Annotated in this window: 11 protein-coding genes and 1 tRNA gene; all 12 read right to left on the bottom strand. The window is 43.9% G+C overall.

Translation table 11 applies throughout. The features are described 5' to 3' along the window. Nucleotides 1-52 precede the first annotated feature (52 nt). Nucleotides 53-1,000: a type II CAAX endopeptidase family protein gene (locus BN3282_RS02960; protein ID WP_059066627.1), complete on the bottom strand. Its 948-nt coding sequence runs from the start codon at nucleotides 998-1,000 to the stop codon at nucleotides 53-55. Between the two features lie 95 nt (nucleotides 1,001-1,095). After that, nucleotides 1,096-2,262, bottom strand: a complete 1,167-nt coding sequence (locus BN3282_RS02955) for an ATP-binding cassette domain-containing protein (protein WP_082667443.1) — start codon at nucleotides 2,260-2,262, stop codon at nucleotides 1,096-1,098. Nucleotides 2,263-2,530: 268 nt separating this feature from the next. Next, a complete protein-coding gene (locus BN3282_RS02950) occupies nucleotides 2,531-4,723 on the bottom strand; it encodes a sensor histidine kinase (RefSeq protein ID WP_059066626.1) in 2,193 nt (730 codons plus the stop codon). Next, a complete protein-coding gene (locus tag BN3282_RS02945) occupies nucleotides 4,695-5,393 on the bottom strand; it encodes a response regulator transcription factor (protein WP_059066625.1) in 699 nt (232 codons plus the stop codon). The genes BN3282_RS02950 and BN3282_RS02945 overlap by 29 nt, the downstream gene beginning before the upstream one ends. 38 nt (nucleotides 5,394-5,431) lie before the next feature. After that, the gene (locus tag BN3282_RS02940; protein WP_082667442.1) at nucleotides 5,432-6,097 is read right to left on the bottom strand and encodes a lysophospholipid acyltransferase family protein; all 666 of its coding nucleotides are present in this window, start codon (nucleotides 6,095-6,097) and stop codon (nucleotides 5,432-5,434) included. After that, entirely contained in the window at nucleotides 6,094-7,359 is a 1,266-nt protein-coding gene (locus BN3282_RS02935; protein WP_059066624.1) for a glycosyltransferase, read from the bottom strand. The genes BN3282_RS02940 and BN3282_RS02935 overlap by 4 nt, the downstream gene beginning before the upstream one ends. Nucleotides 7,360-7,373: 14 nt before the next feature. Beyond that, a complete protein-coding gene (locus BN3282_RS02930; RefSeq protein ID WP_059066623.1) occupies nucleotides 7,374-7,883 on the bottom strand; it encodes a DedA family protein in 510 nt (169 codons plus the stop codon). Between the two features lie 169 nt (nucleotides 7,884-8,052). Continuing rightward, a complete protein-coding gene (locus BN3282_RS02925; RefSeq protein ID WP_059066622.1) occupies nucleotides 8,053-8,727 on the bottom strand; it encodes an HAD family hydrolase in 675 nt (224 codons plus the stop codon). Then, nucleotides 8,724-9,317 (bottom strand): xanthine phosphoribosyltransferase, encoded by a 594-nt coding sequence (locus BN3282_RS02920; RefSeq protein WP_059066621.1) that lies wholly within the window; start codon nucleotides 9,315-9,317, stop codon nucleotides 8,724-8,726. Before BN3282_RS02920 ends, BN3282_RS02925 begins: the two co-directional genes overlap by 4 nt. A 3-nt stretch (nucleotides 9,318-9,320) precedes the next feature. Continuing rightward, a complete protein-coding gene (locus BN3282_RS02915) occupies nucleotides 9,321-9,956 on the bottom strand; it encodes a YesL family protein (protein WP_059066620.1) in 636 nt (211 codons plus the stop codon). A 115-nt stretch (nucleotides 9,957-10,071) separates the two neighbouring features. Then, nucleotides 10,072-10,142, bottom strand: a tRNA-Gly gene (locus tag BN3282_RS02910). Between the two features lie 129 nt (nucleotides 10,143-10,271). Beyond that, entirely contained in the window at nucleotides 10,272-11,582 is a 1,311-nt protein-coding gene (locus BN3282_RS02905) for a putative ABC transporter permease (RefSeq protein ID WP_059066619.1), read from the bottom strand. Nucleotides 11,583-11,718 lie beyond the last annotated feature (136 nt).

The following is an 11,718-nucleotide window of genomic DNA, read 5'->3' as shown; positions in this document are numbered from 1 at the left end:
AGGCATATCTTTTTTAAAACGTCTCTTTTCAATAGAAATAGGACTGTCCGCTTTAAAAAGCAGGCAGTCCTATTTCTATCATTCCATATAGGAAAAGATACACTCCTGATACAAAGAGAATACCGGAAACCGCGATCAGGGAGATCACGATACCTGGTTTCCTTCTGGGAAACAGTGTCTCTCGGTATCCTTCCGTCTGGCTGTGCAGCAGATAGTTGCCGATATACAGACATGCCGGAGCCGCCGCAGACATCATCACAGATAATCCTATACTTGTCAGCGGAATCTGCTGCATTTCAGAAAAAGCCCCTGTCCGCGCCATATATTTGTATATATCTCCCATGGCCGCAAGCACGATCACGGAAGACATATTATTGATAAAATGGTATAGACAGCTATAAAACAGATTTCCTGTCTCCAAAAAAACAAACCCTAATGCGGCACCGCCCAGCGCAGTCGGAACAAATTTCGCCGGACTGCCGTGAAACAATCCGAATATAACACTGCTGATCAAAATGATCAGCCATTTCTTTTTCAATGGCAACAAACTGTTGACAAACACCCCCCGGAACAGCGCTTCCTCACAAATCGCCGGAGATACCGCCAGGATCGCTGTCAGCAAAAGTACCGGAATACCCGTATATCCGAGCGCTGTCTCAATCCCTGTTTCAAAATATACCTCCGGAAAAAACAACTGTAAGAGCATCGTCGCAACGGAGATCAAAAGCATCATTCCCATCCATAATATCCCGACTCCTGCCATTGTAGTAAAACACGGTTTCCTGAACGGAAATACTACTTTAAAATCCCCTTTCCATATCCAGACAGCAGTCACAGACAAAAGCAAAAAACCTGCCTCTCCTAAAAGACTCCCTATTCTTCCAAACCGCCCTATGAACTTAGGCGCAATCAAAAACAGATACACTGCCGCGATGACGATCACAAGAAAGCCCTGCCAGGGACGCAGCGTTCTGTATTCCTTTTCCTTGTCCTCACTCAATCATATTCCCTCTTTTCCTTTTTCTTTATCCTTTTTCTGATTATACCACAACTGTCTTTGTAGTGTCTAAACGTTCTTTCCTGCTCTATGTATATCTATAATTTGATCGTTTTTGTCGCTGTCGCTTCTCGAAAAGCAATATCGTGTTCTACCAAAAGCATAGTAGGAGAAAAACTTTCTATCAGCTGTTCGATCTGCCTGTGAGAGTAGACGTCAATAAAATTCAGCGGTTCGTCCCACACATATAAATGTGCCTTCTCGCAAAGACTTTTTGCCAGCAGGACTTTTTTCTTCTGCCCTTCTGAAAAATCTTTCATATCTTTTTCAAACTGTACACGCTCAAAATCCATCTTTCTGAGAACCGCCTTAAACAGACTCTCATCCAGACCGTTCTCTTCCGAAAATACCGCCAATGTCCCCATCAAGTGCGACGTATCCTGGGGCACATAAGAAATCACAAGCCCGGATCCTATCGTCAATGTGCCTGTATGTTCGATCGGATGACCAGACAGCAATTTTAGCAGACTGCTTTTTCCGCTTCCATTCTTTCCCTCAATAAAAATACGCTCTCCCTCCCGCACTTGGAACGATACAGACCGGCAGATCTGCCGTCCGTCATACAGCACCGCTACATCTGAAAATGCGGCAAGCAGATTTGTATGATACTCTATCGGATAGAGCTTTAATGTATCTATGGTTTCCGCATTTTTAAGCAATGCCGCTTTTTGCTCCATACTCTGCTGCTGACGTTTTTCCATGGTCTTAGACCTTTTCATCATTTTTGCGGCTTTATGTCCGACATATCCTTTATCTGCCGCGCCGATCTTAGAAGCCTCTATCCGTTCAGACCATACCGCGGAACGCTTCGCCGCTTTCTGCAGCCTGCGTATGTCTTTCTTTAACCGCTCATTTTGCGAAATCTCCGCCTTCTGCTGCCATGCAAAATTTTCCATCCAGGATGAAAAGTTTCCACTTTGTACTTTTATGTCTGCTCTATTTAAGGACAAAATATGATCCACACATCCATCTAAAAACCGCCGGTCATGGGATACTAAAATAAATCCTTTTTTCTTTCTAAGATATGCGGATACTTTTTTACGGGCATCCGAATCTAAATGGTTTGTTGATTCGTCTATAAGCAGAAAATGTCCTTCATTCAGAAAAAGTTCCACATCGCAGCATTCTCCGCCTGTGGCAGGCTGCTTCAGCAACACGATACCTTTCCGCCGCAGTGCGATCCCTGCAATCTTCTCTTCTTTCATAATTAAGTAATTTCCTATGAAATACAAAAAGAGCCGCAAGAAAGTAACTCTTACAGCTCATTATACGCAAAACAATTCTTCAATAAATGAAGGAAACTATGCCATGAGAGAACGATTGATCACTTTCTTGCAACAGACACAATAATCCTGCAAAAGCAGCCTTATTGTATATTCCGATCTTATCTGCAAGAAAAGTTAATCATCCTTCCACCTCTTTCATTGATTCTGAAGAAACTATACCACGACCTGTATAAAAAGGCAAGTATCTTTATGAAACGCTGTTCTCACCACCAGATGATGTGTCAGATTCTTCCGTATCTGTGATCTCTATATTTTTCGGGAATATAATCTCCGCCTTAAAAAGATCCGCCTCTGTCTCGATCTTCAGCTCTCCGTGCTGCAGCTGTGTGAAGCTCTTTGCGATCGCAAGCCCTAGTCCGGAGCCTTCTGTATTTCGTGAAGAATCTCCCCTTACAAATCTGTCTGTAATCTCTTCTACATTGAAATTCAGTTCTGTCGCGGAAACATTTTTCATAAAAATACGCACCTGTGAATCACTTTCTTCCATTTCAATGTATGCTCTCGTATGGGGCATTGCGTATTTCGTGATGTTGACGATCAGATTTTCAAATACCCGGTAGGTTTTCTGACTGTCCAGGTTCAGTATCACTTTATGCTCCGGAAGCTTCCAACGAAATTCCAGATTTGCCTCTTTGATCTTATTATCGTTTTCCAGACCTACCTGTTTCAACAGATCTACAATGTCTACTTTCATATAATGCATGATCACATTTTTACTCGCCGCCTTGCTGATTTCAAACAGATCTTCGATCAGGACTTTCAGACGAAGAGATTTTCTTTCTAATACATCAATATATTCCTTTCTTTTGGCTTCATCCCGCTCTGTTTTCAGCAGATCTGTATATGTGATGATCGCTGTCAACGGAGTCTTTAGGTCATGTGAAACATTGGTGATCAGTTCTGTTTTCATCCTTTCGCTTTTTACTTCCTTCTCCACCGCCTTCTTAAAGCCCTTCTGGATCTTTTTGAGTTCTTCCTGGATCGGGGCAAATATCCCCAGATCTCCCTCCAACGGCGTGTCTAGATCTCCATTTGCAAGTTGGTTTGTAGACTGTAACAATACTTTATATTTGTCCTGCAGATCGTGGAAATATTTCTTCAGGAAGAAAAACAGTAAAACCGAATAGATACACAGCGCAAACAAACCGAAAAACCACATACTGCATATGATCGCCAAGACGATAAAATTAATCCCGATGATCTTGAAGATCGTACGGTTTGTCTTATCCTGAAAATTCAAATGCAGCAGTGAATCGTACTGCTTTGCCGCAAATGTACGGATACGTTTCCAAATATTTTTGATCCCGCTTCCGATTTTCTTTCCTATGCTTCCACCTCCGTCTTTGAGCCAGCCTATCACCTTCGCCGTCAGCGTCCGTTTTATAAAATATTCTCTCTTCATCGTAAAAATCGCCCTTAGACAAGTAAATACCCAATATACCGCCAGGTAAATCAAAAACCACATGAGGAAGTTAATACATATGGCAAACTGGTCGTTTAACAGACTGTTCTGCCCCTGAACAATCTGCGGCAGTTCCTGGTTGATCGTTGCCAGTACGACCGATGCCGCCGGATAAAGACTTATATACAAAAACCACAGTACGCACAGTACTACTTCCAAAGGAGCCGTAAATATCGCCGCATTTCCTATATCGAATTTGTGTCGGAAAGGCAAAAGCAGTGCCGCCGCTGCCGCAAATGCCGCAAACAACATGGCAAATGTCAGCATCCTGCTGTAGGCGATCACATTGTATGCCGACGGAAATCTCGTCGTGCTGACCGAATCCGCATAGGCATTCAGATTTTCTTCTGTCATACCATAGATAACGGTCACCCCTTGCGGCGTAGATATATCGCTCCAATAGGATATTTCTGTATTTTCCATTTCCTTTAGGTAACTTTTCTGGGCATAGTACTGTGTTTCCTCGTCTATCTTTGTTCCGGTCACACTGATATCAGACAAGTCCCCATCTTCCTGGAAGGTAAATTCCGCACGGAACGCGTACCCTGTATCTTCTTCCTGCAAATTCTCCGATACATCTGCTGACAAGTTCTCAAGCAGCGACTCTCCCGCCCGGTCGAACAACCCGCAGTCCATATATTTACGTAGTAATAGAAAGTTGCTTTCCATATAATCAGAAAGAATATCTGCCTTGTCGGTTTCCTGGGAATATTCATTATAGAGAAAATAATTTCCTTCACACAGATCATCCGCCATGCCATAATATACGTCGTTCCAGGCATTTTGCTGGATAGAGACTGACTCCATATCCTCCCCTATCATCCTATATGTGGACAGCATGCCTGCGGCACACAGACAGACCACGATAAATAAGATCAGGATACCCTGCCTAGATTTGTTTTTCGATTTTGTATCCAACACCCCACACCACCTTCAAATATTTTGGATTTTTCGGATCCATTTCTATTTTTTCCCGGATATTGCGCACATGCACCATGATCGTATCCGTGTTGATCGCTTTTTCCTGCCATACTCTCTCATAGATTTCTTCAGCCGAAAACACTCTGCCCGGATTCTTCGCCAGTAAAAGCAAGATCTTATATTCGATCGGCGTCAGCTTGACCGGATTTCCATCCACCGCAGCCTCTACTGTATCCTCATTGATCTCCAAGCCGCCTATAACGTGCACGTTCTCTTTAGGAGCCAGTTTCTCCATAAATTTTCTGTAACGCCTCAGCTGGGAATTAACCCGCGCCATCAGCTCCATCGGTGTAAATGGTTTTGTCACATAATCGTCTGCGCCCAGATTCAGTCCTGTGATCTTGTCGACTTCCTCTGACTTCGCCGAGAGCATGATGACCGGGAAATCATATTTCTCCCTGAGCTTCATCGTCATGTGTATTCCATCCATCCGCGGCATCATAATATCCACGATCGCCAGATGGATTTCTTCTTTTTCTAAGATTTCCAGTCCTTCGACTCCATCCGACGCCTGAAACACTTCATATCCCTGGCTTTTTAAATATATCTGGATTCCTTCCCGTATTTCTTTGTCATCCTCTACGATCAATATATGATTTGTTTCCATCTTTTCCTCCTCAAACTGTTGTCTTACTATCGCCGTTATCACTTGACCGGCGCAGGCACACATTCTTCCTGTATGCCGTGCGCCTCTGCTATTATACCACAGTTTTGGAAATCCGCCTCTGTGGGAAGCACAGGAATTTCTTTCTTTTTTACGATTCCATAGTCCTGTACCTGTACTCGTACAGTCGTGAAAGGAAGAGGAATGACGTATTTATCCCATCTTTTGTGCAGACGGATACATAAGGAATAAGATACCGTGATTCCTACAAATTCTTCCTGCGCCTGTTCCGACAGATAAAATGCCAGCTTTTTCGGCTCATGCCTTGGACCGAGCGGTCCATCCAGAGCGATCGCCAGCGAATGTGTCTTTTCATAAGATGCCTGTAAGATCTTCTTCAGTTCACGAAATGCTTTGAACCCATCCGGCACTCGTAATGCGCTCCCGCCGCATCTTTCTACCATATGCTCGATATAATTCCCCCTTGTATCAGCTGTTACGATCACATCCACCGGACTGGTCTTATGTGCCAGCTCTTCCAATACCAAATTCATAAAAAAACTGTCTTCATGCCAGAAGCCAAAGATCTGGCTCTCTCCGTACTGTGTATTTTCCTGCCATTGGATCTTCACAGTCTTCTCCAAAATTCTCAGATAACCGGTAAATATATGACGCAGTATCCACTGCCCCGTCTGTCTTACTCTCATATCCTGCTTCTCCTTTCCCCATATGCCCAGCCTTCTTCTAATTTCTCTTTGGCCCGTATCTCCTCTTGTTTGCGTAAAATGCACTGCATATACAGATTTTCTTCACGCAGGGCGATCCGTTCTGCCCGATAATTCTCTGCCATAAGGATGGCCCCTCTTTTTAACGCCATGTGTATGTCAGGCTTTAGAGCCAGCGCTGCTTTCTCCGCCCACTTCTCTGTATTTTCTGCTGTCCGGTACCCATTCTGCCCGTCCAGGATACTATCGTCGACCCCGACTGCCCGCACTGCGACTACAGGTACTCCCGCCGCAAGTGCTTCTGCCAGCACAATCCCCTGCGTCTCTGATCTAGACGCAAACAAAAATAGATCCGATGCTCCCAGATAGTCTTTGATCTCTTCATTCGGGATATTTCCTGTAAAGAGCACTTCTTCCTGCAATCCGAGTTTTTCCACTTTCTTTTGCATTACCTGTTTCTGGCTTCCGTCTCCTATAAACAACACCCGAAAACTGCCGCCAAGTTTCTTTTTTATCTCTACAACTCCTTCCAACAGAAAATCCGTATTTTTCTCTTTCTCCAAACGTGACACGGTACACAGTAAATATTTCCTTTTTCCTGCATATTTTTCACGTATCTTACGCGCACGCTCTTTGTCCTGCCTAAAAAAGTCTTCATGCAGTCCCGTAGGAAGTACTGCCGTCGGTGTCCATGTACCATTCGACTGCATCTGCTCTTTCATCCCTTCGGAAGGAGCAAACACCATGTCGCATTGATTCGTAAACCAGCGCATATATCCTGGGACGAGACGTTCTTTCAGATAAGAAACAAATCTCTTTTTTGCCCATCCGCTATTTTCTTTTAGCTGAAAGAAAGGGATATAATGCAGATAATCCTCATATCTCGTATGCCATGTATACACAACGGGAATGCGGTATTTCTTTCCCAGATACAAGGCACATGGACCTACAAACATCGGATGATGTACATGGATCATATCAAAATGCTCCCGGCTGAATACGTCTGTGATCTCACGGATGAAGACTCTTGGATATACCATTCCGTTTTCCATCGTACGCTTCATCGTTCTAAACCGGACAACCCGCTCTGGTATTGCGTTGTCATCTGTATAGCCTTCATATTCCGGTGCAAACACGGTCACTTCATGTCCCCGCTTTATCAGTTCCTGCGCCTGCCTTTCTACAGATACCGGAACGCCTCCTACAAAGGGTCTGTAATTATTCGTAAGCATTGCGATTTTCATGTCCTTTTCCCCCTCTATGATAAAACTTGGATTGCCGCCTCGCCAAAGAAGTAGCCAGCTCCGACGAATACCAGATTCCAGATAAAAATGCCAAGCAGAGAACTCACCGTATATTTCATGAACTCCATCTGGACCATCCCTGCCGGAATCGAGATGATCGTCCTCACCATGGGCAGCAACTTGCTTACAAACACGCCTTTTCCACCCTTTTCTCTAAGCATCTCCATCTTCTCTTCGATCACTGCTCTATGCTTCGGGAACTTTTTAAAATACCATCCCATCACCTTTGGTCCCCCCAGTCTTCCAAGGAAATACAAAAGCCAGCTCCCTGTCAGCCCTGCCAGTACAGTCAATACCATCACGAGTGGAAAACTGATGTCCCCTTTTGCCGCCCATATCCCGGCAAGAGGCATGATCACCCCTGCCGGAAAACCCGGCAGGTTCAGATATTCCAGCAAAACGATCAGGTAAATAAAAAAGGCTCCATATTCAAGAAAATAATTTGTCAGTGTCTGGATATTCATAAGATAAGCCTCCTTTAACTGTTTACAGGATACTCTGTAATTCTAAAGGAGGCCGCTATAAGATTTTAAAGAATTTCTTAAGAATAAAGAAAGAGACCGCTTTATCAGGCAGCCTCGTTTGTCTGCAAGAGTCATATGGCGAAAATCTTACGTGCCAGAAACTCCTGCACTAAAAAATATGTTCCAACATCTTTATGACATCAAACAACGTATCAAAACGGTATAAAAGAAGTTTCTCGATCTCTTTAGATGGCTCTACCATGTCCGGAATCATGATCACAGGCATGCCTGCGGCGCACGCAGACTGCACTCCCGAGGGCGCATCTTCAAGCGCAATGGTATGTTTCGGATCGGTACCGATAGCGCAGCATGCCTTCTCATAAATCTCCGGCGCCGGTTTGCTCTTTGACACCATATCTCCACAGACGATATCATCAAAATATGCGAGCAAACCCAGACGGGTCAGATTTTCCTGTGCATGTTGTCTGCGGGAAGATGTGGCAAGTCCGGTCTTAATCCCATGTTCTTTGGCAAACAGGAGTAATTCTCTTGCCCCAGGCTTAATGTCTAATCCTTCCTTATCCACGATTTCATGGAATTTTTCCCTTGTCATGATCGTAAATCTTTCCATCGGAAAGTCTTTCGATACATGCTCTTGAAAGTATTTCGTTCTCCCCGCCAGATTCATCCCGATCGTATGGTAGATATGAGAACCAAAATCGGGATATCCTAATATTTCGCCCGCATACGCCCACGATCGCTGTACGATCTTCTCGGAATCCACAAGCAGTCCGTCCATATCAAAAACCAGCCCCTCAATCGGCGCTGGTCGTTTCTGCATCATTCTTTCGCCTTCTGGGGTCTGAACTGGATCTCCCCGGTCTGCGCGTCCATCCCCTCTACGATTGCCAGGGATTCTAACTGAAAACCTAAGTTTCTGATGATCCTTCCGCCGGACTGGAACCCCTTCTCGATCGCGATCCCAATCCCTTCCACGGTCGCCCCGGCCGCCTGTACGATCTGTATAAGCCCCTGCAGAGCACAGCCGTTCGCGAGGAAGTCATCGATGATCAGCACATGATCCTCCGGTCCTAAAAATTTCTGCGCGACAATCACGTGGTTTTTACATTTATGCGTGAAAGATTCTACTTCTGCCACATACATCTCTCCGTCCAGATTAATGCTCTGTGACTTCTTTGCAAATACCACCGGCGCATGGAAATACTGTGCTGTGATACAGGCGATACCTATACCCGAAGCCTCGATCGTGAGGATTTTATTAATCGTCTTTCCCTCAAAACGGCGCTTAAATTCTTCTCCCATCTGTTCCAGCAGCTCAATATCCATCTGATGGTTCAAGAAACTATCTACCTTTAGTACATTTCCTTCTTTGACTACTCCGTCTTTTACGATTCGTTCTTCTAAAAAATTCATCCTTTATTCCCTCTCCTGATCTGTCTCAAATATTTTAAATACTCTTTTTAAAATATACGCATTTAACCATGCTACTATAGAAACTCCAATCCCCATCCAGATCGGAACCGATACAAGAAGTGTTCTGACTGTAAGCAAAGACAGTAATACCGGCCCTGCTGTGATCACCATCATCAAGATTGTATATGGCAGTTTGGCAATGGACAAGATAATCGCATTCTTAAACGTCGCTTTTATGCTGTTTTCATACCGCGCTGTCAATGGAAATATATAGAGGAAGACAGCAAACAGCCAAAAACTAAAAAAGCCAAATATGACCTGGAACACTAGTTTCATTGTACCTTCCAGCATCCTCGCCACGCTCAGATCCACCGAAAGGATACTGCCAAGGATCACAATCACAAGCCACATGATCGTGCTCTGTTTAAAATTCTCTTTAAACGCCTTAAAAAAGCCGCTCGCTATGTACCCTTCTTCATTTCTTATAATCTTCTGCATCACAGAATACAATGCTGCCGTGGAAGCGCCGATCGTCACGATCGGGATAGAACAGACCAGCCAGAGGACATTTAGGATCACAAAATCACAGACACGCGAAAGCGCTCTTGTAACCACGTTATCCATCATGTTAAATTTCATAACTATATATCACCTTTCTTTGTCCCATACGCATATAGTATAGCATATCTTTATATATGAATAAAGAGTCTGCTTTTGCAGACTCACAGGATATTTTACCTCTAGATATGAAAAAAGCGGGTGATGGGAATCGAACCCACGTATCCAGCTTGGAAGGCTGGTGTTCTACCATTGAACTACACCCGCGTCATCTCTGACACAAGTGGTATGTTATCATATATCAGATCAAATTGCAAGTATTTTTTTCAAAAACTGCGCAAAAGGTAAAACCGCCGCAAAATCAAATTACAAAAACCATGCACAACCAAGTGCGGTTTATTCTGTCAAAATGATATTTGGATAAATCTTTTCCATCCTGTCATCCGGAAAATGCTCGTCAAAGAAAGCGCTGATCGCCGTCTCTGCGCTGTCTGCTGTCTGTCGCTCTGTATAACGATTCAGTGCCAGAGCAGATATTACGATATTCACAGACATAAATACGATCATGCAGATACTTAACGCTTTTCCCAGCTTTATCGGAAGTTTTTCTATCCACTGTGACAGCTTCGGATAGATGCCTTTCATCCATACGACCGCCGCTATTCCCCAGAAAAAGCAATACAACAGATTGATCCTTCCGCCCAGATTAAAGGGGATTTTACTATAATCCCAAAATACTGTTCCAAATACCACCTCTGTAAACACGCTGCATATGTATTCATACGCCCCTCCCAGAAAGGTACCGAAAATAAAAATATATCGGTCGCTTTTATCTCTGTATCTGTACAGTATCCACGTCAGAAGCGCGCACGCAATCCCCCACACCAGGCTGAATGGGCCATACACGACACTGCTTCTGCTCATCAACCGCCCTGTCGTAATAAGACAAAAGATCGTTTCTACAATGTCTCCCAGAAATGCGCCGATAAAAAACAGAGAAATCAATTTATAAAATCCACATCCTTCGGCAAATACTGCCGGAACATGTTTTTCCCGACAGGCAACATCCTCCTGGCTTATATTGGGAAATGCTTTTACCATACGTTTCTGAAGCTGCCGGGTCATCGCATTTTCGATCACTTTTGAAGTCTTTTTTAATTCATTTGTGATCTGTTCAATCTTTCCGTTCTTTTTCTTAAGCCCCAGAACCGCCAGCCCGGAACCTATATAGTCTACCAGCAAAAGTCCTGTCAGTATCCACAGAAGGATCTCTCCTATCCAGCGTGGAATCCATGCTATGCCTTCACGAAGCAGCGGATCGGTAAAGCAGATCATAACGACAGAGCAGAGCCCCCACAGCACAGAACTTTTCAGGCAGATATATCCGTCCAACTGAAAACGTTCATTCGAATAATCCCACCATTTGCGCTGAAACATTTTTTCCATTACTCTGCCTGTCAGATATTCAATAAATGTTGTAATGATCATACCGCCTAAGAATAAAAAGACAAGCTGATGTTCAAGTTCCGGGAGAAATACCGCTACTGCCACCGCTCCGGCGCCATAGATGGGACAAAGCGGTCCACTTATAAACCCCCGATTGACAAATGTATGTCTCTTATAGGCAGCCAATGCTACTTCCGCTGTCCATCCTATAAAAGAATAGATATAATAAAACCAAATAAGCTCATAAATTGTGTACTGCATAGTTTACTTCCTCTCCTACTGATGAAGGTATCATATCATACTTATGTCGAAAAAGAAAATAGGGAGATTTCCATCTCCCCATTTTCTGGCAAAACTTTTGCTTTATTTATAGATCCAGATATGATCTGGACATATC

Origin of the sequence: Mediterraneibacter massiliensis, assembly GCF_001487105.1 — a bacterium.
GTDB classification, from domain to species: Bacteria; Bacillota; Clostridia; order Lachnospirales; family Lachnospiraceae; genus Mediterraneibacter; species Mediterraneibacter massiliensis.
Note: the sequence above shows the minus strand (reverse complement) of the source record. Positions and strands in the feature narration are given on the sequence as shown.

Coding starts and splice junctions, on each gene's coding strand:
- BN3282_RS02955 (WP_082667443.1), bottom strand. CDS start 2,262: ATGAAAGAAGAGAAGATTGCAGGGATCGCACTGCGGCGGAAAGGTATC.
- BN3282_RS02945 (WP_059066625.1), bottom strand. CDS start 5,393: ATGGAAACAAATCATATATTGATCGTAGAGGATGACAAAGAAATACGG.
- BN3282_RS02940 (WP_082667442.1), bottom strand. CDS start 6,097: ATGAGAGTAAGACAGACGGGGCAGTGGATACTGCGTCATATATTTACC.
- BN3282_RS02935 (WP_059066624.1), bottom strand. CDS start 7,359: ATGAAAATCGCAATGCTTACGAATAATTACAGACCCTTTGTAGGAGGC.
- BN3282_RS02930 (WP_059066623.1), bottom strand. CDS start 7,883: ATGAATATCCAGACACTGACAAATTATTTTCTTGAATATGGAGCCTTT.
- BN3282_RS02925 (WP_059066622.1), bottom strand. CDS start 8,727: ATGATGCAGAAACGACCAGCGCCGATTGAGGGGCTGGTTTTTGATATG.
- BN3282_RS02920 (WP_059066621.1), bottom strand. CDS start 9,317: ATGAATTTTTTAGAAGAACGAATCGTAAAAGACGGAGTAGTCAAAGAA.
- BN3282_RS02915 (WP_059066620.1), bottom strand. CDS start 9,956: ATGAAATTTAACATGATGGATAACGTGGTTACAAGAGCGCTTTCGCGT.
- BN3282_RS02905 (WP_059066619.1), bottom strand. CDS start 11,582: ATGCAGTACACAATTTATGAGCTTATTTGGTTTTATTATATCTATTCT.